The 21904-nt window shown below is 62.2% G+C and carries 23 protein-coding genes and 1 riboswitch; of the genes, 10 read left to right on the top strand and 13 right to left on the bottom strand.

The window, feature by feature from the left end; all coding sequences use genetic code 11:
- Positions 1-10: 10 nt before the first annotated feature.
- The 3 genes from ACR0LD_RS02415 to metZ form a co-directional block, all read right to left on the bottom strand.
- A complete protein-coding gene (locus ACR0LD_RS02415) occupies positions 11-619 on the bottom strand; it encodes a hypothetical protein (protein ID WP_170437976.1) in 609 nt (202 codons plus the stop codon).
- A gap of 277 nt (positions 620-896) precedes the next feature.
- Positions 897-2000: a GTP cyclohydrolase FolE2 gene (gene folE2, locus ACR0LD_RS02410; protein WP_170363134.1), complete on the bottom strand. Its 1104-nt coding sequence runs from the start codon at positions 1998-2000 to the stop codon at positions 897-899.
- Positions 2001-2192: 192 nt separating this feature from the next.
- Positions 2193-3383: an O-succinylhomoserine sulfhydrylase gene (metZ, locus tag ACR0LD_RS02405; protein ID WP_480635533.1), complete on the bottom strand. Its 1191-nt coding sequence runs from the start codon at positions 3381-3383 to the stop codon at positions 2193-2195.
- 68 nt (positions 3384-3451) lie between these two features.
- Positions 3452-3529: riboswitch (SAM riboswitch) on the bottom strand.
- 105 nt (positions 3530-3634) lie between these two features.
- Here metZ and ACR0LD_RS02400 point away from each other — a divergent pair.
- Positions 3635-4333 (top strand): glutathione S-transferase N-terminal domain-containing protein, encoded by a 699-nt coding sequence (locus ACR0LD_RS02400; protein ID WP_480635532.1) that lies wholly within the window; start codon positions 3635-3637, stop codon positions 4331-4333.
- Between the two features lie 129 nt (positions 4334-4462).
- On the top strand, positions 4463-5530 hold the full coding sequence (locus ACR0LD_RS02395; protein WP_480635531.1) for a Hint domain-containing protein: 1068 nt from the start codon (positions 4463-4465) through the stop codon (positions 5528-5530).
- 49 nt (positions 5531-5579) lie between these two features.
- Here ACR0LD_RS02395 and ACR0LD_RS02390 read toward each other — a convergent pair whose 3' ends face one another.
- The 3 genes from ACR0LD_RS02390 to ACR0LD_RS02380 all read right to left on the bottom strand — a co-directional run bounded on the left by ACR0LD_RS02390 (position 5580) and on the right by ACR0LD_RS02380 (position 7284).
- Positions 5580-6392 (bottom strand): class I SAM-dependent methyltransferase, encoded by an 813-nt coding sequence (locus ACR0LD_RS02390; RefSeq protein ID WP_170366462.1) that lies wholly within the window; start codon positions 6390-6392, stop codon positions 5580-5582.
- A 37-nt stretch (positions 6393-6429) separates the two neighbouring features.
- The gene (locus ACR0LD_RS02385; protein ID WP_170358563.1) at positions 6430-6867 is read right to left on the bottom strand and encodes an OB-fold nucleic acid binding domain-containing protein; all 438 of its coding nucleotides are present in this window, start codon (positions 6865-6867) and stop codon (positions 6430-6432) included.
- Positions 6868-6969: 102 nt separating this feature from the next.
- Positions 6970-7284 (bottom strand): hypothetical protein, encoded by a 315-nt coding sequence (locus ACR0LD_RS02380; RefSeq protein WP_093962513.1) that lies wholly within the window; start codon positions 7282-7284, stop codon positions 6970-6972.
- A 262-nt stretch (positions 7285-7546) separates the two neighbouring features.
- Between ACR0LD_RS02380 and ACR0LD_RS02375 the strand changes: the two genes are divergently transcribed.
- Positions 7547-7870: a 2Fe-2S iron-sulfur cluster-binding protein gene (locus tag ACR0LD_RS02375; protein ID WP_170338356.1), complete on the top strand. Its 324-nt coding sequence runs from the start codon at positions 7547-7549 to the stop codon at positions 7868-7870.
- Positions 7871-7902: 32 nt separating this feature from the next.
- Positions 7903-8649 carry an FG-GAP repeat domain-containing protein gene (locus ACR0LD_RS02370; RefSeq protein WP_480636266.1) on the top strand — a complete coding sequence of 249 codons (747 nt, stop codon included), beginning with the start codon at positions 7903-7905 and terminating at the stop codon, positions 8647-8649.
- A gap of 79 nt (positions 8650-8728) precedes the next feature.
- Here the strand turns inward: ACR0LD_RS02370 and purD are convergent, their stop codons facing one another.
- Positions 8729-9991 (bottom strand): phosphoribosylamine--glycine ligase, encoded by a 1263-nt coding sequence (gene purD / locus ACR0LD_RS02365; protein WP_480635530.1) that lies wholly within the window; start codon positions 9989-9991, stop codon positions 8729-8731.
- Positions 9992-10065: 74 nt separating this feature from the next.
- On the opposite strand from purD, the gene xseA reads away from it, so the two are divergent.
- Entirely contained in the window at positions 10066-11559 is a 1494-nt protein-coding gene (gene xseA / locus ACR0LD_RS02360; RefSeq protein ID WP_480635529.1) for an exodeoxyribonuclease VII large subunit, read from the top strand.
- A 13-nt stretch (positions 11560-11572) separates the two neighbouring features.
- Here the strand turns inward: xseA and ACR0LD_RS02355 are convergent, their stop codons facing one another.
- Entirely contained in the window at positions 11573-11965 is a 393-nt protein-coding gene (locus ACR0LD_RS02355) for a hypothetical protein (protein WP_170338349.1), read from the bottom strand.
- A gap of 127 nt (positions 11966-12092) precedes the next feature.
- On the opposite strand from ACR0LD_RS02355, the gene ACR0LD_RS02350 reads away from it, so the two are divergent.
- The 5 genes from ACR0LD_RS02350 (at position 12093) to ACR0LD_RS02330 (ending at position 16342) form a co-directional block, all read left to right on the top strand.
- The gene (locus ACR0LD_RS02350) at positions 12093-12728 is read left to right on the top strand and encodes a lysoplasmalogenase (RefSeq protein WP_480635528.1); all 636 of its coding nucleotides are present in this window, start codon (positions 12093-12095) and stop codon (positions 12726-12728) included.
- Positions 12729-12785: 57 nt separating this feature from the next.
- Positions 12786-13937 (top strand): signal recognition particle-docking protein FtsY, encoded by a 1152-nt coding sequence (gene ftsY / locus ACR0LD_RS02345; protein ID WP_480635527.1) that lies wholly within the window; start codon positions 12786-12788, stop codon positions 13935-13937.
- Positions 13938-14016: 79 nt separating this feature from the next.
- A complete protein-coding gene (locus tag ACR0LD_RS02340) occupies positions 14017-14919 on the top strand; it encodes an EamA family transporter (protein ID WP_093963009.1) in 903 nt (300 codons plus the stop codon).
- A 17-nt stretch (positions 14920-14936) separates the two neighbouring features.
- Positions 14937-15542 carry an inner membrane-spanning protein YciB gene (locus tag ACR0LD_RS02335; RefSeq protein ID WP_480635526.1) on the top strand — a complete coding sequence of 202 codons (606 nt, stop codon included), beginning with the start codon at positions 14937-14939 and terminating at the stop codon, positions 15540-15542.
- Positions 15543-15673: 131 nt separating this feature from the next.
- Positions 15674-16342 carry a Crp/Fnr family transcriptional regulator gene (locus ACR0LD_RS02330; protein ID WP_170337872.1) on the top strand — a complete coding sequence of 223 codons (669 nt, stop codon included), beginning with the start codon at positions 15674-15676 and terminating at the stop codon, positions 16340-16342.
- Positions 16343-16583: 241 nt separating this feature from the next.
- Here the strand turns inward: ACR0LD_RS02330 and ACR0LD_RS02325 are convergent, their stop codons facing one another.
- From ACR0LD_RS02325 to gor, 5 genes are all read right to left on the bottom strand, one after another.
- Complete coding sequence (locus tag ACR0LD_RS02325; RefSeq protein WP_390895962.1) at positions 16584-18077, bottom strand: Do family serine endopeptidase; 1494 nt, start codon at positions 18075-18077, stop codon at positions 16584-16586.
- 130 nt (positions 18078-18207) lie between these two features.
- Positions 18208-18402: a DUF2065 domain-containing protein gene (locus tag ACR0LD_RS02320; RefSeq protein ID WP_093962522.1), complete on the bottom strand. Its 195-nt coding sequence runs from the start codon at positions 18400-18402 to the stop codon at positions 18208-18210.
- Positions 18402-19298 carry a protease modulator HflC gene (gene hflC, locus ACR0LD_RS02315; protein WP_170338336.1) on the bottom strand — a complete coding sequence of 299 codons (897 nt, stop codon included), beginning with the start codon at positions 19296-19298 and terminating at the stop codon, positions 18402-18404. Before hflC ends, ACR0LD_RS02320 begins: the two co-directional genes overlap by 1 nt.
- 3 nt (positions 19299-19301) lie before the next feature.
- A complete protein-coding gene (gene hflK, locus ACR0LD_RS02310; protein ID WP_170338334.1) occupies positions 19302-20450 on the bottom strand; it encodes an FtsH protease activity modulator HflK in 1149 nt (382 codons plus the stop codon).
- A gap of 72 nt (positions 20451-20522) precedes the next feature.
- Positions 20523-21881 carry a glutathione-disulfide reductase gene (gene gor, locus ACR0LD_RS02305; protein WP_480635525.1) on the bottom strand — a complete coding sequence of 453 codons (1359 nt, stop codon included), beginning with the start codon at positions 21879-21881 and terminating at the stop codon, positions 20523-20525.
- Positions 21882-21904: the final 23 nt, after the last annotated feature.

The raw sequence follows: 21904 nt of genomic DNA, 5'->3' as shown, positions 1-21904 counted from the left end.
TGATCTGTGATCAGTCGTCCATTTTTTCAGCCACGGGCGGCATGGCCGGTGGCTTGGACGGCGCACGCGTGCGGCGCGTGGCCGGTTTCGGTGCCTCGGCGGGTTTGGTTGTTGCAGCCGCTACGGGCTTTTTGGCCTTGGCTTCTTCGGTTGAAGCCGCAGGTTTTGCCTCGGTGGGCTTGGCCTTGGGCGTCACGGCCGTTGCGGGTTTCTCCGATGCGACCGGAGTGACGCGCTGTGCAGGAGTGGCCGTTGCGACGGGCTGCGGCGGTTTTTGAGCCGTTGCAGGCGGCGTTTTGGGCTTGGCTGTGGCCTTCGTGACCGGTTTCGGTGCGGCTTTTGCGGGTGCCTTCGGCTTCGGAGCCGGCTTTGCGACCGTCTTGGCCTTGGCCCGGACCACAGGTTTCGCCTTCTTCGCGGCGGGTTTGGCCGTGGTTCGCGCCACCGGTTTCTTGGCCGACTTCACGGCCGGCTTCGTTGGTTCGGTGACCGACGCAACCGGGATCGGGAACACGGTTTGAGCAAATGCCTGCATCATTTTCATCTGGCTGGTCACGGCATAGCCGGCCAGACGCACGGCGGCGGCCTGCAGCTCAAGCTGTTGGGCAATGGGATTCATTCCAAGTCTCTCCTGTAGCAATGAAGCAGCCCGATTTCCGAGGTAGAAAAGCCCTTGCCGTTCCGATCGCGCGGACGGACGAAGGTGTATTGCAGTCCAAGGCGTAACACGTCCCGGCTTCCTTTCGGGGTGGTGCGCCACAACTGACATGGCGCGCCACAGCTGCATTCATCTTCAATGTATGCAAATAATCGCGCGCATGCAGCATTTTCCGCTGCATTGCGGCAAAAAGGCGCCTACCGCCCAATATACGCCGGTTTTCGCGGCGTTTTTTGGGTCAGCCGACGTGGAACAGCGTCGTGAACAGGCGCGGGTCCAAGCTGGTGGATGCAAATGTCGGCCCCTCGGTCAGAATCGACACCGCATCGTGGCTGTGCAGACTTTCCTGATGGCTGGCGATGACGCGGAAGTCACCGACGTGATGATCGGCCAGCAGCTCGGCACAGAACAGACGCGCGGCGTCTTCGACAAAGATGGGGTTGGCGGCGTTCAGCTCAGCAAAGGCCTGTTCGTCTTCGCGCTTGACCATCACCTGGGTTTCGGTGGGGACGGCGCGGCGGCACAGGGCGATCAGATCCTCGAACCACAGGCAATCGGCGTCACAATCGACCACGACCGAAATGCGCGCCACGGAACGCTGCGAATGCGGCGTCGCAAGCTGTCCGCGCACCGACCGGGCGTGTTCGCTGAGTTCCAGCGAGCATGGGCAGGTCGAAGAATAGACATAGTCGAGATGCATGATCTTCTGACGCACGCCGCCCTGTTCGACCAGTTCAAGCGCGATGTCGTAATACTGATATCCCTCAAGACCCGAACGCAGGCTTTTGACCCGATCGGGATAGGAGAAGCGCATCTGAAGCCTTGCATCGAAACTGTCGAGGTCGGTCAGATAATCGCTCAGCGCAGATTCCATCACCTCGAAACTGAACGTACGCTCGGCATGCTTGTAGAAGGACCGCATGATCCGGGACATGTTGATGCCCTTTTTCTCGGCTTCGAGGCTGACGGTGCCCGTAACCGAGGTTTCCAGCGTCAGGTCCGGACCGTTCTTGCTGTGAAATCGGATCGGCAGGCGGAAATTCGAGATGCCCACATGCTGGATCTGCTGTTTCGCACCGCGGATCAGGCTGGACGGGCCGTTCTGGAGATCCGGCAACGCAGATTTGTAGGCTTCGTCGACTTTGAAGTCTTCGGGGTATTCACGTGACATCGAAGGGTAGTTGTCCGGAATCAACCCGGGCACCAGGCGGGCCACGGCTGGATCAAGCTGGCTGATCTCGGCCTCGCTGGCGCCCTTTGCCCATTTCCGCAGAACCTTGAGAGCCTCAGCGGCCTCGTTCCGATCTGGTTTTTCGTCAATGTCGCGCGAATGAATGTTCATTGGCTGCGTATCCTCGGTGTGTCGTCAGGCTATCTCTGACTGCGGCGGAAACCGCAGTGTAACCCAATACGGGTCAGATAGCAGCCCGGATCGAAAAAACCATCGCAAAACCGCCATTTCCGAACGGATTGCGCCCTTTTACCCGGGCGACATTGCGCGGTTGCCGATGTGTTCAACGGCGCGTGTGCGCCGTCACACCGCAGCAGCCGACAATGCCTGCCGGATATCCTCCAGCAGATCGTCGGCATCTTCGAGTCCGACAGAAAAGCGGATCAAACCGGGCGTGATGCCCAATTCGTCTTTCTGCGCATCGCTCAACCGCTGGTGCGTGGTCGTTGCCGGATGGGTTGCGATGGACTTGGCATCGCCCAGATTGTTCGAAATTACCGGGATCGTCAGCGCGTTAAGGAACCGGAAGGCCGCGTCCTTACCCCCCTTGATGTCCAGCGACAGGACCGTACCGCCCTTGCCCCCCAGTTGGCTCTGCACCAGAGCGTTCTGAGCATGAGATTTCAGGCCCGGATACATGATCCGCTCCAGCGTCTCATGGCCTTCCAGCGCGTCGGCCAGTTTCTGCGCCGTCTCGGCCTGGGCATTGACTCGCAGGGCCAACGTTTCCAGCCCCTTGAGCATGATCCACGCGTTGAACGGGCTGAGTGCGCCGCCCGTGTGTTTGAGGTACGGCTCGACCGTTCCGCGAATGAACTCCTTGGCGCCCAGGATCACGCCGCCCAGCGCGCGTCCCTGCCCGTCGATATGCTTGGTGGCCGAGTAAACCACCACATCCGCACCCTGCGCGATCGCTTGCGAGAACACCGGGGTCGAGAACACGTTGTCGACGATCACGGTGGCCCCCACCGCATGGGCCAGTTCTGCCACCGCGCGAATGTCGATGACTTCGAGCGTGGGGTTCGACATGGATTCGAAGAACACGGCCTTGGTGTCGGGCCGGATCGCGGCCTTCCATTGGTCCATGTCCGTACCGTCGACAAAGGTCACCTCGACACCATAGCGGGTCAGGATATTCTCCAAAATGTACAGGCAGGACCCAAACAGGGCCTTGGCCGAAACCACGTGATCGCCCGCCTGCAGCATCGAGGCCAGCGCCCCGTTCACGGCCGCCATACCGGACGCCGTCGCAAAACCATCTTCGGCCCCCTCAAGCGCAGCGATGCGCTGCTCGAACATCGCAACCGTCGGGTTGCCATAGCGGGCATAGATGAACTCGTCCGGGCCAGTCTCGATGAACCGAGCTTCGGCCTGCTCGGCGGTGTCGTAGACGAACCCCTGCGTCAGGAATATCGCCTCGCTGACTTCGTTGTACTGGCTGCGACGGATACCGCCGTGGACGGCTTGGGTGCGTTTGTTCCAGCTTTCGCTCATGTCTTTACCTTTCGGCCCCGAAACCCGAGGGCAAATCAAAAAAAACCCCAGACGCGGTCAAGCGAAAGGGGTCTTTCATCCTGACCTTTTAGCGGTGTTGTTTAGCGTGGCCCGCAATCCGGTAACAAATCGCCACGTGGTTTCTGGATTGCGCATACGCCTCGGGCGCGCGGGCGTCAAGGCGCGACATCCACCGCGCACTTGCCCTTTGCAGCGAATGGCTCATGATCGTCCCGCAACACGGAGGCCCCATGACACACCCGATCGATCTGTATTTCTGGCCCACGCCAAATGGCTGGAAAGTATCCATTGCCCTTGAAGAGATGGGGCTGCCCTACCAGACCCACCTCATAAACATCGGCAAAGGCGATCAGTTCGCGCCCGAGTTTCTGAAAATCTCACCCAACAACCGGATGCCTGCGATCGTCGACCCAGACGGCCCGGATGGCGCACCGATCTCGGTTTTCGAAAGCGGCGCGATCCTGATGTATCTGGCCCGCAAGACCGGCCGGTTCTACGGGTCGACCGAGCGTGACCGGATCGCGGTCGAGGAATGGCTGATGTGGCAGATGGGTGGCGTCGGACCGATGGCCGGTCAGGCACACCACTTTCTGAAATATGCCCCCCAGTTGGACCCGCCGCAGGACCTGCCCTATGCCAAGGACCGCTATCGCACCGAGGTTGCGCGCCTGTACCGCGTTCTGGACCGGCGCCTTGCCGACAACGAGTATGTTGCCGGCGACTTCTATTCGATCGCCGATATGTCGATTTGGGGCTGGGCGAGCCTGTGGGAGGGTCAGCAGCAGACGCTGGAGGACAAGCCCCACTTTGCCCGGTGGCTGGAAACCGTGGGAGCCCGCCCCGGAGTTCAGGCGGGACGTGCCCTGCATGCCGAGCTGCGCGGAGACCATCGCAGCAAAGACGCGCAGAACGTTCTGTTCAAACGGTAGCGTTCACCAAATGCTGAAATTTCAGGCAACTTGGAGCGTATCGCACCTCTTTCTGCATCAAGACCCTGACGACAGTTGAATTGCGCGTTGGCCGTTCTGTAACTACAAGCGGTAACAAGGAGTTAAGGTTTGGCGACATTCAATTTCACGGTTCCGATTTACGGGTTCGACCAATGGACCGGCGCATCGACGAACAACACTGTCGGCTATCCTGTCGGAACGACCTTTTCCCTGAATGCTGGTGCAGCGCTGACCGTCATCAACGTCGAGGATGACGACGGCACGGCCAGCCAGCTGTTTTCGGACGGTTACATCGACACGCCCGGCGACGGGTCGTCGCCCAGTACGGCCAACAACGACCAGGTATTGAGCCAGGCGGTGACGATCAACGGACAGACCTTTCAGCCCGGCGATCAGGTCGAGCTTGAGTTCGGTTTTACGACAACCTCCGGCGACACGTTCTGGGTCATTCGCATCGATGGCGTGAATGTCGGCATAAGCGGCCCCGTCCTGCCAACGCCCGGTACGACCTATGAGGTTGCCGGCAGCAGTGATGGTCAGGCATCGCCGATTTCGAATGTCCCATGCTTTACCGCCGGCACACTGATCACCACCAAGGACGGGACAACAAGGATCGAAGACTTTTCGGTCGGAGATCTGGTTCTGACCTACGCCGGCAGCTATGAACCGATCCGCTGGATCGGGCGCCGTGAGCTGGACAGCGTCGACTTCTCCGCCAATCCGAAACTGGTTCCAATCCGGATTTCCGCCGGCGCGCTCTGCGCAGGGCTGCCAACACAGGACCTGATCGTTTCACCCCAGCACCGCATTCTGGTGCGGTCAAAGATCGCGCAGCGCATGTTCAACACCAACGAGGTGCTGGTTTCGGCCAAGTCGCTGCTGCCGCTGGACGGCATTGACCGGGTCTGTGCCACGGAGTCCGTTTGCTATTTCCACCTTCTTTTCGACACGCATCAGGTCATCTTTGCCAACGACACCCCATGCGAAAGCCTGTTCGCCGGTCCCGAAGCGCTGAAATCCATCCCCGAGGCGGCTCGCGCCGAGATATTGGCCCTGTTCCCCGAGCTTGAGGACCCCGGCTTTGAACCGCGGCCAGCCGCCCTGATTCCAAAAGGTCACAAGCAGCGCGGTCTGATTTCGCGTCACCTCAAGAACGGTCAGGCGCTGTTGGCCTGATCGTCATTGGGTTTTTTCTGACCCGGGTCGGATTGTGCGCGAGCTACCGTCAGGTCTTTCGGCAGACGAACGTGGTCGCTGACAGTGGCATCGTCATGCCCTGCGGACCAAAGACGCGCTTCAATTCAGAGAACATCCGCGCGGCCACGTCCGTGGGATCCACGCCGCCGCGCTCTCGTATTTCATCGACCAACGGGTTTCCAAAAACCAGAGCGTGGGCAAAGGCTTCCGGGTTGACGATGGTCTTCGTCAACCGGATCGTTTCGTGTTCCATATCCGTCCAGCCTGCGGCCCTCAGATCGGCCCGGACGGCCTCGGGGTCACCATAGTGAAACGGTACCTTGTAGAATCCCGGCGGATCCTGCGGAAAGAAATGCGCCCCCACATCGTGCGCGACCTGCGAGAACGGGTTTTCGGACATCGGGCTCCACACGTTGAAAACATAGCGCCCACCCGGTCTGAGCACCCGCGCCGCCTCATGGAACGAAGCGGGTTTGTCGGGAAAGAACATGACCCCGAACTGGCAGGTAATCAGGTCGAACGCGCCGTCTTCGAACGGTAGATCCATCGCGTTGACGACCGCGAACTCGACGTTGTCCGCCGCCGAGAATTTGGCCTTTGCAACCTCCAGCATGGGCGCGTTCAGGTCCGAGATCAGAACTTGGGCCTCGCTCGGCAACACATCGCACAGCTTGCGGCTCAGGATCCCCGTACCCGCGGCCAGTTCAATGGCCTTGGCCACCGGCTCTTCGGCGCAACGGGCGGCAAGTCTGTCTGCGTAGTCAGTGAAGATATTCGGGCCCAACCCCGCGTCGTAATGACTTGGAATATTGCCCACGAAACCAGCCGAATTTGTTGACATCTGCGCTCCCCCCCCGGCAACCGCATGATGCAAAAGACTAGCCGAAATTGCGCGTTTTGGCGAACTCATTGTGCTCTGCAGTCGGCTGGGGCCGGTAGGCATCCGCCCCGTCACCCCGCACCAGCAGGTCCAGCATGCCCGATATGTCCTCGATCTCTTCCGCGATCACATGGGTCACCGCATGGGCCCGCTGCATCCGCCCGGTTACCCGCAGCAACCGCCCCGAGATCACCGCTCGGCGGAACCGCTCATAGATCTTGCGCCAGACAATCACGTTCACGATGCCGGTCTCGTCTTCGAGCGTGATGAAGATCACCCCTTTGGCCGTACCAGGCCGCTGCCGCAGGATCACCAATCCCGCCACAGCAACCCGCGCACCCTCGGGCGGGTCGTCCAGTCGGTCGGCTGGAAGGCAAGCCGGTGGTCTGGGCCATGGGCGGCCCGAACTGGGCTGTGGTGTCGATGCGATACGCATAAGAACAAAAATAGAACAAATGCCCTGAATGTCCAGATGCAGGGGACCGAAACCACAGCCAGAAAGGTCATGCGCTACGCGCGACCACAGCGCAGACAAGGGTCACTTGGCGTCATGCGCGTTGAACGTGGCCAAACCTTCCCGCAGAACCGCCTTGGCCTTGGCCAAGTCATCCCCGTCCAACGCATCCAGCGCCCGCAAAACGTCACTGCGCAACCGCAGAGCCTTGGGGCCCGGTGCTCCGACCGGATGAAGCTCATCGTCATTCGCTGCTGCCAATGCACCATGGCTGATCCCGTCGATCACCTCCACGATTTTCGCCTGGCTTTCGCCAAACCACGCGGCAATGTCATGCTCGGCATCGCCCCGCTCGTTCATCCCAACCACAATCTTTGCGTCCTGAACCGTCAACGGCATCTGCTCACTCCCTTATCAAATCACGGTCACACGACCAGAACACAAATCCATGCACGCAACAATCGAAACCGCTATCCGAGCCTCAACCTTTGATGGAATAAACCGGTCAAACCACTCGGTTGCGGCGCGAACGCGTGGAATTTGGGCGACAATGACGGACCGTTTGCCCGATCACGCCCCGATTGGTCGCAAATGGCACTGGAAAGACCTAAATCCCTTGACTAATGAGGAACCTGAACACCGCAGAAGGAAGACGCGAGCAATGGCAAAGATCACCTATGTCGAGCATGGCGGCAACGAACACACAGTCGAGGTCGCCAACGGCCTGACCGTCATGGAAGGCGCCCGTGACAACAACATTCCCGGCATCGAGGCCGATTGCGGCGGCGCTTGCGCCTGCTCGACCTGTCACGTCTACATCCATCCCGATTGGGTCGAGAAACTGCCTGCCAAGGACGACATGGAAGAAGACATGCTGGACTTCGCCTACGAGCCCGACCCGGCCCGTTCGCGACTGACCTGCCAGATCAAGGTGACTGACGAACTGGACGGGCTGGTCGTCCAGATGCCGGAAAAGCAGATCTGATGCGACGACGCATGCCCCGCTCGTCCGGCGGCATGCGCTGCGGCTTCAAAGCGCCGCGTCCGGCGGTGCGCTTTTGGCCATGCCGGGTGCGCGGCGCGCTGATGGCTGCATGCCTGTGGCTGGCAGGTCCTGCCTTGGCCGCCGAAACCATAGCGACCGCCCGCTACACGGATCCGACCAACCGCTATCCCCACGGCGTTCTGGGTGACCAGATCGAATGGGGTTCGATTGAACTCACGCTTTCAAATGGCAAGCGCCGCAGCTTCGCGCTGCCCGATCATCTGGTGTTCGAAGACCTCGTGCCCCGCGTGTTCGACGTCACGGGCGACGGTCTTCCAGAAGTCATCGCGGTGGAGAGTGACGCACGACAGGGCGCGCGCCTTGCCATCTACGGCCCGCAGGGCCGCATGGCGGCGACACCGCATATCGGCAGCCGTTTCCGCTGGCTAGCTCCGGTCGGAGCGGCAGACCTAGACGGCGACGGAAATATCGAAATTGCCTATGTCGATCGTCCCCACTTGGCAAAAATCCTGCGCATCTGGCGCTTTGCCGACGGCCAACTGACGGAAATCGCCGCGCTCCCCGGCCTGACCAACCACCGGATCGGAGAGGATTTCATTTCAGGCGGGCTTCGCTCCTGCGACGGCAAACCTGAATTGATCGTCGCCAGCGGCGATTGGCGCCGGATCAATGCCGTCCGCTACGATGGCGGCTGGCAAACCCAGGATCTTGGCCCGTTTAAAAACCGACAAGCCCTTATGAGCGCGCTGAACTGCTGATCCGGGGATTCATCTGGTCAAGAAATCCCAAGGTGCGGCCGCCGGCCGAGCCCCCATTTACCAGCGGGCCCTCAAACCGTCAAAGCGCCCGCCACCCGATATCGCGGCGATGGAAGCCGCCCGGCCAATCGATGGCCTCGACCATCGCATAAGCGTTGTCACGCGCCTCCTGCAGTGTCGCTCCGCGCGCCGTCACGTTCAGAACCCGGCCCCCTGAGGCCACAACCTGCCCGTCCTGCGCCTTGGTGCCTGCGTGGAAAACCATATGGCTGCTGTCCTCGGGCAAGTCATCCAGCCCGTTAATCACGCTGCCTTTTTCATACGCCCCGGGATAGCCCTGAGCGGCCATCACCACGGTCAAGGCGTGATCGTCGGCCCAGTTGACCCGCGCCTCGTCCAGCCGCCCTTCGGCCGCCGCATGCATCAGGTCCAGCGCCTGTGCCCCCAACCGCATCATCAGCACCTGACATTCCGGGTCGCCAAAGCGCACGTTGTATTCCACCAGCCTCGGCTGCCCGTCCTTGATCATCAGCCCGGCGTACAGCACCCCTTGAAACGGCGTGCCGCGCCGGGCCATCTCGGCCATCGTCGGGCGCACGATCTGTTCCATCGCCCGCTCCTCAATCTCAGAGCTCAGAACCGGAGCCGGAGAATAGGCGCCCATGCCGCCGGTGTTCAGGCCGGTATCGCCCTCGCCCACGCGCTTGTGGTCCTGCGCAGTGCCGACCGACAGGATGTTCTCGCCGTCACACAGCACGAACAGCGAGGCTTCTTCGCCGTCCATGAATTCCTCGATCACCACCTCGGCCCCGGCCCCGCCGAAGGCGCCGCCGAACATGTCGTCCACGGCCTCCAGCGCGGTCGCCTCGTCCATCGCCACGATCACGCCTTTGCCAGCGGCCAGACCGTCGGCCTTGACCACGATCGGCGCGCCCTGCTGACGGATATAGGCCTTGGCGGGCTCGGCCTCGGTGAACCGGGCATAGGCGGCGGTCGGTGCACCGGCCGCATCGCAGATTTCCTTGGTGAAACTCTTCGAGGCTTCCAGCCGCGCCGCCTCGGCCGAGGGACCGAACACCAGGATGCCCGCCTCGCGCAGCCGGTCGGCCACCCCGGCGGCCAAGGGCGCCTCGGGGCCGATGATCACGAAATCAATCGCGTTTTCCTCGGCGAAACCGACCACCGCGCCGCCATTCTCGATATCCAGCGCGGCACAATCGGCGATCTGCGCGATCCCGGCATTGCCGGGCGCCACGATCAGGCGGTCGCATTTGGGGTTCTGCATCACCGCCCAGGCCAGGCTGTGTTCGCGCCCGCCGCTGCCGAGAATGAGGATGTTCATGAAAGTCTCCGATCTGCTTGGCCTTGCCTGCGCGGCGTTCTAAGCTGCGCGGGCAACCGAAACAAGGCGCTGAAATGTCCGACCTGCTTGACGATCCGATTCCCGGCCAGAATACCCCCGAATACACCGTGTCCGAGATCTCGGGCGAGGTGAAACGCACGCTGGAAGGCACATTTGGCCGAATCCGCGTGCGGGGCGAGGTCGGGCGCGTGTTCAAGGCGCGCTCGGGGCATTTGTACTATGACATCAAGGACGACCGGAACGTGCTGGCCTGCACCACGTGGAAAGGCCAGATCTCGGGCCTGTCGGTGGTGCCGGAAGAGGGGCTCGAAGTCGTCGTCACGGGCCGCCTCACCGCTTTTGGCGCGCAGTCGAAATACAACCTGAACGTCGACGAGGTGGCCGTAGCCGGGCAAGGCGCGCTGATGGCGCTGCTGGAAAAGCGCAAGAAACAGCTCGAATCCGAAGGCCTGTTCGCGCCCGAGCGCAAGAAACCCCTGCCCTTCCTGCCGCAGATCATCGGCGTCGTCACCTCGCCCTCGGGCGCGGTGATCCGCGACATCCTGCACCGGCTGCGCGACCGCTTCCCGCGCAAGGTGCTGATCTGGCCCGTGGCCGTGCAGGGCGCCAATTGCGCGGCCGAGGTCGCCAACGCCATCCAGGGTTTCAACCGCCTGACACCCGGCGGCGCACTGCCCCGCCCCGACCTGATCATCGTCGCCCGTGGCGGTGGCTCGATCGAGGATCTGTGGGGTTTCAACGAGGAAATCGTGGCCCGCGCGGCCGCCGCGTCCGAGATCCCGCTGATCTCGGCTGTGGGGCACGAAACAGACACAACCCTGATCGACTATGTCTCGGACCGCCGCGCGCCGACCCCCACAGCCGCCGCCGAACTGGCGGTGCCGGTACGGATGGAGCTGCTGGCCTGGACCGGCGAACAGGGCGCGCGCCTGTCCCGCGCGGCCACCGACGCGGTACAACGCCGGGCGCAACGCCTGCGCGATCTATCGCGCGCCTTGCCGCGCCCCGAGACCCTGCTAGACGGGCCGCGCCAGCGACTGGACCTTATTGCCGATCGTCTGGCCCCGGCGTTGCAACGCGGTGTGCAGAACCGCCGCTTGCAGGTGGTGGAACTGTCGGGGCACCTGCGCCCGTCAACGTTGCGCAACCTCGTGGCCGCGCGGCGCGACACGCTGCGCAACCTGTCCTCGCGCCTGTCGATCCGCCCGATCCAACGCGACATCCAGCAGCAGCGCGACCGAGTCAACCAACTGGCCCAGCGCATGACGGCCGCGCAGACTCTGCGGGTGGACCGGCTCCGCCAGCAACTAGATGCGACTGACCGGTTGCGCGAGACGCTCAGCTACAAAGCCACGCTTCAACGCGGCTACGCCGTGGTGCATTCCGAAAGCGGCGTGGTCACCACAAAGGCGCAAGCCAGCAAGCACGCTGCACTGACCATCGAGTTTGCCGATGGAGAATTGAAGACCGAACCGCTGTCCGGGACAACCCCGACCGCCAACAAACCGTCCAAGCCACCGGCCCCGGATCAAGGATCGTTGTTCTGACGAAGACCCACGTTCAGACGCCGACCTCGGGTCCGTAACAGATCATATCTTCGTCGACGTCGGCTGCTTCGTACAGTTCGGTGGCTTCGGGGTTGCCCTCGAACTGCGCGATTAACCCCTGGGACGAGCGGGTAAAGACCCAGCATTGCGGGTCGGTGCGATCTTCGTAAACAAAGCAAATCTGGCCGTTCTGTTCGTACCAGATGCCCTCCTTGCAGTCGCCATCCAAAAACGACCAGACTACGCGCCGGTTGGGCAAATACCGTTCGACGCCATAGGTCGTTCCACCGAAGCCGTAGAACAGGGTTTTGCCGCGTGTATAGGCATCGAATTCTGCCCCTGACAGAGACTGCGCGACGACCGGCTGGGCCAGCAAAGATCCGAGAATCAACGAACGTATCCACATCGTTTCATTCTGGCAGATGCCACGGCCGCGCGCCAATCTTGGAACGCCCTGCCCCAACGTTATGGGTTGAGCGTGAACTCAGTTCGCGGCGACACTGAATCGCATCGGAGCCATCGGAAGGCAGGACATGACGATACTCGTACTCGCAGCGCTGGCCTGTGCCCTGGCCTACCTGGCCCTGACGGCCCGTCCGGCCAGCCTGCTACGCACGGCGCTGAAAACCGCAAGCGTCGCCCTGTTGGCGGTCGAGGCCGCGGTGCAGTCCGGCCCTCTGCTTCTGATCCTGGCGCTGTCTCTCTGCGCCTTGGGCGACGCCCTTCTGTCGCGCGAAACCGACGGCACCTTCATGGCCGGCATCGGGGCATTCGCCGCCGGGCATCTGGTATACATCGCCCTGTTCCTGACGCATCCGTCAAGCGACACCGACCTGATCCTGGACAAACCCGGATACGCCTGGACGCTGGTCATTCTGGGCATCGTGATGGCCACGCTGCTGGCCCAGCGGGCCGGTGATCTGCGCGGACCGGTCCTGGCCTATATCCCGATCATTCTGGGCATGGGCATCACCGTTCTGGCCCTGCCCGAGGCCGGAGCGCTGCGATGGGCGTTGCCGGCCGCGATGGCCTTCATCGCCTCGGACCTGATCCTGGCAACCGAAAGGTTCCTGCTGCCGCCGGGACACCCAGCTCTGCGCCTGACGCCCTATCTGGTCTGGCCGCTGTACTGGGGTGCGCAGTTCGGCTTTTTCCTGGCCTTCACCTGACCCTTTGCAACTGCCGCCATTCCGCATTAGGTGAAGGGGACACCTGCGGAGACCAAGATGGCGTTTTTTACCAAGCTCAAGGACCGGCTGTTCAAATCCTCGTCCCGCCTCGAAAAGGGGCTTGAGGCAATCGTCGAGGACGGCGGCGAAGAAACCACCGCCCCTGACCCGGTGATCCCCCAGCCTGAGCCCGAGCCGCAACCTGTCCCGGAAATCCCCGAACCCGCGCTCACACCGCAACCGGTCGAGACACCGTCGCCCGAGCCGGCGGACCCACCCCCCGCACCGCCTCCGCCGGAACTGCCGGAACAGGCGCAGTCCAAGGGCCTGATCGGGCGTCTCTTCGGTCGCGGCGATTCCGGGCCGGTGGTGCGCCGCACGCTGGACGACGACATGCTCGAACAGCTCGAAGAACTGCTGATCGCGTCGGACATGGGTGTCGACACCGCCCTGCGCGTCACCGCCAACATGGCCGAGGGGCGCTATGGCCGCAAACTCTCGACCCAGGAAATCAAGCAACTGCTGGCGCAGGAAATCGCCCGCGTGATGGAGCCGGTCGCCAAACCGATGCCCCTCTACCCCAAGCGCCCGCAGGTGGTGCTGGTGGTGGGCGTCAACGGCTCGGGCAAGACCACGACGATCGGCAAGCTGGCCAGCCAATTCAAGGCCGCCGGCAAAAAAGTGGTGATCGCTGCGGGCGACACCTTCCGGGCCGCCGCCGTGGAACAGCTGCAGGTCTGGGGCGACCGCGCCGGTGTACCGGTCCTGACCGCGCCCGAAGGCTCCGACCCTGCCTCGCTGGCCTTCGATGCCCTGACCAAGGCGCAAGCCGAAGGCGCCGACCTGCTGATGATCGACACCGCCGGCCGCCTTCAGAACCGCGCCGATCTGATGGAGGAACTGGCCAAGATCGTCCGCGTCATCCGCAAGATCGACGAAACCGCGCCCCACAACACCCTGCTGGTGCTCGACGCCACCACCGGCCAGAACGCGCTCAGCCAAGTGGACACCTTCCGCAAGCTGGCCGATGTCTCGGGCCTTGTCATGACCAAGCTTGACGGCACCGCCAAGGGCGGCGTGCTTGTGGCGCTGGCCGACAAGTTCGGCCTGCCGATCCACGCCATCGGCGTCGGCGAACAGATCGACGATCTGGCCCCCTTCGACCCCGAGGAATTCGCCGCCGCCCTGACCGGACTCGCCCCCAACTGACCTTCATCTGGCCCCAAATATCCTCGGGGGTCTGGGGGTGGAAAACCCCCAGCCTCTCCACCAGCGAAAGACCCGCAGCGTGAGCGACTGGCTGATCTCCCTCGAAGGCACCGAGGCCGGACACAGGCTGGCCCTTGGCCTCGCCCTTATGGCGGCCTTCCTACACGCGGTTTTCGGCGCGCTGCAGAAGGGTCGGCATGACCCCTGGCTGTCGCGCGGGGCGATCGACGCCTGCTATTGCCTGATGGCCGCGCCCTTTGCGTTCTTCGTCGTGCCCTGGCCCGAACCTTTCATGTGGCCGATATTCGCCGTGGTCTGGCTGATCCATGTCGCCTACAAGACGCTGCAGGCGATGGCCTATACCAAGGGGTCCTACACCGTGGTCTACCCGGTGGTGCGTGGCACCGGCCCGCTGTTCACCGTCATCGGCGCCTATCTTCTGTTCAATGAAACCTTCTCGCCCACCCAATGGCTGGGCGTTGCCGTGCTGCTGACCGGCATCTTCGGGCTGGCCGCCTACAATTTCCGCTTCCTGGAAACCAACCGCGAGACTTTAGGCATCGCATTGGCCCTTGCGGTTGCAACCGGCCTATTCGTGGCGCTCTACACCACGTATGACGCCTACGGCATCCGCGCCACGGCCGATCCGTTCACCTTTCTGGCCTGGTTCTTCATGATCGACGGGGCGACAATGCCGATCTACGCCTTCCTGCGCTGGCGGGCGATGGTTCACCGTCCGGCAATCGGGCCGTTGATGCTGCGGGGGCTTGCAGGCGGGCTGATCGCCCCCATGTCTTTCGGAGCGATCATGCTGGCCACCCGGCTGGACAAGGTCGGCGAAGCCGCGGTGCTGCGCGAAACCTCGACCGTCTTTGCCGCCCTGATCGGCTGGCTGGCCCTGAAAGAGACCGTGGGGCCTCGGCGCATAATCCTGATGGCATTGATTGCATTGGGCGCGGTAATAGTTGAAATGGGCGGGTGAACAGCAGGACGACAGGCATGGCAGACAAGAAAGAGATCAATCCGTTTCTGAAACAGGTGCTGGAACTGGGACCACCGCTGGCCTTCTTCTTCATCTACCTGGGCCTGCGCGACGACAGCTTTCTGATCGGCGGCACCGAATATTCCGGCTTCATCGTGGCCACCATCATCTTCGTTCCGCTGATGCTGGGGGCGATGGGCATCCTGTGGTATCTGACCGGCAAGCTCAGCCGGATGCAGATCTTCACGGCCATCATGGTCATCTTTTTCGGTGGCCTGACCGCCTGGTTCAACGACGAGCGGTTCTTCAAGATGAAGACGACGCTGGTCTACGGGTTCTTCTCGCTGATACTGGGCATTGGTCTGCTGCAGGGCAAATCCTACCTCGCCTATGTGCTGGACGAAATGCTGCCCATGCGCCACGAGGGCTGGATGATCCTGACCCGCCGCCTTTGCGCCTGTTTCGCCGTGCTGGCGGTGGCCAATGAACTGGTCTGGCGCACCCTGTCCACCGATTTGTGGGTCAAGATCGAAACCTTTGGCTTTCCGATCGCTTTGATGGGGTTCCTGATGCTGCAATTCAGCATCCTGCAAAGCTATATGGACGATCCGGACAAGCAGTAATGCGTCCCTGACACGGGCCGGCGGACCTTGGGGAAACATTAGGAAAACCGGATAAAATCCTTGGCTTAGCTCCAAAGCTGTGGAAAGCTGGGAAACCACCCACACCACTCATCCGGAGAACCGTGTCTTCCATGACCGCCTTTCCGAACAGCGGGTTCCTGTCCGAAGCTTCAGACCGGCTTCGTGATATGCTCTCTGCGCTAGCCACTTCTGTCTCGCTGGACCGCGGCGAGGTCTTGTTCGAACAAGGCGACGAGGGGGACGCCCTCTACGCTTTGCTGGAAGGCGCTTTGGAGGTGTCCTTCCTGGCCATGAGCGGGCGCAAGTTGGCGCTCAGCCTGATGCGCCCGGGCGAAGTGTTCGGTGAAATCGCCCTCTTCGACAGCGGCCCGCGCACCGCCACCATCACCGCAGCCGAGCCGTCGCGTGTACTGCGCGTGCGCCGCAAGGATCTGATGGAACAAATCCGCAAGCACCCCGAACTGGCCGAGGACATGATCCGGCTGGCCGGACTGCGCATGCGCTGGATGGGGGCGCAGTTGAACGAGCAGGTGTTCCTGCCGATGCCTGTGCGACTTGCGCGAAAGCTTCTGCTTCTGGCCAACCAGCAGGACGCGCCGTCCGAACGCATCGCCCTGTCGCAGAGCGAGCTAGCGGAATTCGTCGGCGCGACGCGCGAGGCGGTATCCAAGACGATCTCGACGTGGAAACGCTCGAACGTGGTTGAGGCTTCACGCGGTGGGCTGCAGATCCACGACTTTGACGCCCTGCGCCAACTCGCCGAATCCGATCTGATCTGACCTGCTGCCCGGAAAATGGCCCGGATGTGATCCGCTTCACATACAACGGGATTCGCTTCCATTAGGTAATGAATTGTTACCGTAGGGTGCCAGAGTATCATCCCCGATATCTGTCCACTGGCATCTCCCTGCACCAGAGCCACGCGCCTCCCCGGCGTGTGGCTCTTTTGATTTCTGCAGCCAAAACGAAAATCGGCCGGAGCATCTGCCCCGGCCGATCATTTTGACCAAACTGGCTGTCCTACTCTTCAAGGCTCAGCGCAACGAAGCGCGGATCGCCACCACGGCGCACCAGCAGCAGCAGGGACTTGCGCCCCGCCTCCCGAGCCTCGTCCATCCGATCCTCGAGATCGGAGATCGACGACACTTTCTGCTGACCAGCCTCGGTGATCAGGTCGCCTGCCCGCAGGCCCTTGGCGTAGGCTTCGGAGGCTTCATCCACATCCGTCACAACCAGACCATCCGCGTCCGCGTCCAGACCCAGATCTTCGCGCAACGTGTCGGTCAGCGGCGAAATCGTCAGGCCAAGAATGTCGGCATTTTCGTCCAGCGGCGCCTCTTCCGCACCATCATCATCGCCGGTTTCCGCACGCTCGGCATCCTCGCGACGCCCCAGAGTGACAAGCACGGTCTGAGTGCTGCCGTCCCGCTGAACGACCACGCGCACGGACTTGCCGACCGGCGTCTCACCGACCTGCCGCACCAATCCACGCGTGTCCTTCACTTCGACACCATCAAAGCTGAGAATCACATCCCCTGCGAGCAGACCCGCTTCTTTGGCAGGGCCGTCCGGCACATCGCTGATCAGCGCGCCGCCCGGCTTGTCCAGGCCCATCGCCTCGGCCATATCCTCGGTCACGTCCTGAATGCGGACACCCAGCCAGCCGCGGCGGGTTTCGCCGAATTCCCGCAACTGATCGACAACCTTGGACACCACGTTCGACGCCATCGAGAACCCGATACCGATCGACCCGCCATTCGGCGACAAGATCGCGGTGTTCACACCGATGACCTGACCGTCCATGTTGAACAGAGGACCGCCCGAGTTGCCCCGGTTGATGGCCGCATCCGTCTGGATATAGTCGTCATAGGAACCGCTGAGCTCGCGATTGCGCGCCGACACGATCCCGGCAGATACCGAAAACCCCTGCCCCAGCGGGTTGCCCATGGCAACCACCCAGTCCCCTACAAGCGCTGTGTCGCTGTCGCCGAAAGTGACGTATTTCAGCGGACCCGACGCCTCGACCTTGAGCAACGCAATGTCCGTTTTCTCATCCGTTCCGATGACCTTGGCCGGCAGCTCTTTTACCGGCTGACCATCGCCGGGGAAGAACTCGATCAGAATTTCATCCGCCTCTGCGATGACGTGATTGTTGGTGACGATGTAGCCATCCTCGGAAATCACGAACCCCGATCCCAAGGCATTGCTGCGGCGCGGGCGATTGTCCTGGTCGCCATTGCGGTCCTGGAACTCGCGGAAAAAGTCCTCGAAGGGGGACCCTTCGGGAACGATCCCCTGCGCGCCCGACTGCCCCTCGATCAGGGTCGTCGTGGTGATGTTGACCACGGCCGGGCTGATCCGGTTGACCAGCGGCGCCAGGCTTTCCTGACGGGCCTGTGCAGCCAACGTCTGGAGCAACAAAAGGGAAACCGCGGCAAAGGCCAGCCACAAAAGCCGCGCCATCGTCACCACATCGTCCCGGCGGACGGATACACTGCGTGCTACTGCCTGCACTTGGTCTCTCCTTGTCGACATTGTTCTGTTGGTGGCTGCCTGAGCAGCTTGCTGGGAAACAATGTAGTCAGTTTGTGACCGCCCGCAACTCGGGAAGTTGAGGAATTCACTGCCAGTTTACTCCAACCGATCAAAACCCCAGCCGATTGGCCGTCCACAACAGGACGAAGCCACTGACCACACACAGAAGTCCGACCAGTCTGCGGGCCGGCTCGGGAATGCTGCGCAAGGCCTCAAGCATCCGCTCGACAAGCGAAGGGGCCAGCGCATAGGCCAGCCCCTCGACAATCAACACCAGCCCGAAGGCCAGCAGGATCATACCCATTACTGGGAGGCCGGCGCGGCGGGCGCCGAACGGCCTTGTGGAGATCCGAGGTAGTTGAAGAACTCGGAATCCGGGCTGAGCACCAGCGAGCTGTTGCCGCCTTTCAGAGCGTTCTCATAGGCCGAAAGCGAGCGGTAGAACTCGAAGAACTCCGGGTCCTTGCCATAAGCTTCCGCAAAGATCGCGTTCCGTTCGGCATCAGCCTCACCGCGAACGATCTCCGCCTCACGGCGGGCCTCGGAGACCAGTTCGACCACGGTCCGGTCAGCCTGGGCACGGATCCGCTGTGCAGCTTCTTCACCGCGCGCCACTTCGTCGGCCGCCTCGCGTTCCCGCTCGGCGCGCATCCGGGCAAAGGTCGCTTCGAGGTTGGCCTGCGGCAGGTCGGTACGTTTCAGGCGAACGTCGATCACCTCAAGGCCCAGATCGCGGGCCTCGGCGATCGCGCCGTTGCGAATGCGCAGCATCAGCGCCGCCCGGTCCGAGCTGAGAATGTCATTCGAGCTTACCGAACCCAGAACCTCGCGGGTTTTGGCGCGCAGGATCGAATCCAGACGCTGCTCCGCTGTGTCGATGCCACCGGCACCCACGGCCTCACGGAACTGCCGCACATCGGTGATCCGATAGCGCGCGAAGGCGTCGACCACCAGGCGGCGGTCATCCAGCGGCGTGACTTCCAGCGGCCCGACCTCGCGGCTTAGAATACGGTCATCGTAGCGCACGACCTCCTGAATGACCGGAATCTTGAAGGCCAGGCCCGGGTCTTCCTTGACGTCGATCACGCGACCGAATTGCAGAACCAGCGCTTTTTCACGCTCGTCCACGATGAAGATCGCTGAGAGGGCGATCACAATAACCACGAAAATGGCAGGTAGGAGAAAGGTTGATTTACGCATGTCTTAGTTCCCCTCACCCGAGTTGCGGCGCAGTTCGTTCAGCGGCAGATAAGGCACGACGCCCTGCCCCTGGCCTGTTGCGCTGTCATCCAAGATGATCTTGTCCACGTCGCCCAGAACCTGCTCCATCCGTTCAAGGTACAGACGTTTGCGGGTCACATCCGGAGCTTTCGAGTATTCTTCGAGAACCGCGCCAAACCGGCTGGCCTCACCCTGAGCTTCGTTCACGACCTGTGCCCGATAGCCTTCGGCCTCTTCCAGCACCTGCGCGGCTTCACCACGCGCGCCGGCCAAAACCCGGTTCGCATAGGCATCGGCCTGCTTCTCCAGCCGGTCGCGTTCCTGTCCAGCCGACTGAACCTCGCGGAAGGCATCCTTTACCGGTTCCGGTGGGTCGGCGCCGTCAAAGTTCACACGGACGATGTTGATACCCGAGTTGTAGCTGTCCAGAGTCGACTGGATCAGTTCCTCAAGCCGTTCGGCGATGATAGCACGGTCGCGGTTCAGGATCGGCGCGAGGTCCGACTGCGCGATGATCTCGCGCATGGCCGACTCAGACACGGCCTGGATAGTTTGTTTCGGGTCGCGCAGGTTGAACAGGTAGTCCGCAGGATTCGAGATATTCCAGACCACCTGGAAATCGATATCGACGATATTTTCGTCGCCCGTCAGCATCAGACCGGCGTCCGAACCGCGACCGCCAGATCCGATGGTTTCGGTCTGTTCGACCTTCACCGGGATGACTTCGGCCGTGACGACAGGCCACGGGGCAAAGTTCAGGCCTTCGGTGCCGATTCCGGTAAAGCGACCGAACAGCAGCTCAACCGACTGCTCTTCGGGCTTGACCGTATAGGCGCTGGCAAAACCCCACAGAACCAAGGCGGCAACCCCGCCCAACAGGATCGTGCCCTTGGTAATCGCCGGGCCGCCACCGCCGCCCTGACCGGATCCGTTGCCGCCTCGGCCACCGCCGCCGCGCCCGCCCATCAGCACGCGCAGCTGCTCCTGGCCTTTTTTCATCAACTCGTCGATCTCGGGGATCTGCGGCCCGTCGCCTTCGGGCGGGCGTCGCCCGTCCCCATTGTTTCCCCGGTTTCCTCCGCCACCGGATGAGCCTCCGCCCCCCCAGGGGCCTCCGCTGTTGCCCGCCATGTGTTTCATTTCCCTTGTTTTGGCCCGTGTGCTTACGGGATCACTTGTAACCTGTGTGCGCGCGCTTGCAAATCAAGCGGTACGCACGGGTTGCCGCATGGTTACCAGTTCTTCGGCCATCACCGGATGAACCGCAACCGTGCGATCGAAATCTTCCTTTGTCGCGCCCATTTTGACCGCGATGCCCGCCAACTGGATCATTTCGCCCGCGCCGGGGGCGACAATGTGACAGCCCAGCACCTTGCGGGTGGCCTGGCTGACGATCAGCTTCATCAACACTCGTTGCGTGCCGCCTGCGAACGCCTTCTGCATCGGCTTGAACGAGGTCGCGTAAACCTCGATCGGCTCCTGCTCGGCGGCCTGCTCTTCGCTCAGGCCCACGGTGCCCATCTCGGGCTGGGTGAAGATCGCGGTCGGGATCAGCTCATGATCCACCGGGGTGGGGTTGCCCTTGAATACGGTCTCGACAAAGGCCATGCCCTCGCGGATGGCGACCGGAGTCAGGTTTACCCGGTCGGTCACGTCCCCGATGGCATAGATCGAGGGCACCGCGGTCTGGCTGTATTCGTCCACGACAATCTGCCCTTTGCGGCCACGTTCGACGCCCAGCGCCTCAAGGCCAAGATCATCGGCATTCGGCGCCCGGCCCGTGGCATACATAACCACATCGAACAGCTGTTCAGACCCGTTGGTCGCCTTGACCCAGATCTTGTCGCCCTGCTTTTTCATTTCGAGCACATTGGTGCCCAGATGCACATCGATCCCGTTTTGGCACATCTCTTCGCAGATCAGGCCGCGCGCCTCGTCGTCGAAACCCCGCAGGATTTGCGCGCCGCGATAGAACTGCGTGGTCTTGACGCCCATGCCGTTCATGATCCCGGCGAATTCGCAGGCGATATAGCCGCCACCGACGATCAGCATGGTCTCGGGCAGTTTCTCAAGGTGGAAGATATCATTCGAGGTGATGGCCAGATCTGAGCCGGGGAATTCGGGCACCACGGGGCGCCCGCCGGTGGCGATCAGAATGTGCTTGGCGGTCTTTCGAGTTCCGTCAGCCAGCTCGACCGTATGCGGATCGAGCAGTTTCGCGCGCTGGTCAAAGGTTTCGACGCCGTTGTTCTTGAGGATATTGCGATAGATGCCTTCCAGCCGGTCGAGTTCGGCATGCAGCTTGCCGCGGAACTGCGGCCAGTCGAAAGCGCCCGGCTGAATATCCCAACCATAGGCACGAGCGTCCTCGACCATTCCCGCGTATTCGCTGGCGAACACCATCAGCTTTTTGGGAACGCAGCCGCGGATCACGCAGGTTCCGCCATAGCGGTCCTCTTCGGCCAGCGCGACCTTGGCGCCGTTTTCGCCCGCCGCCACACGCGCCGCGCGGACACCGCCCGAGCCGCCTCCAATGACGAAAAGATCATAGTCAAAGCTCATGCCGCGTTCCTTTTGTCAGCCTG

The organism is Ruegeria sp. BF8, from assembly GCF_056538625.1.
Note: the sequence above shows the minus strand (reverse complement) of the source record. Positions and strands in the feature narration are given on the sequence as shown.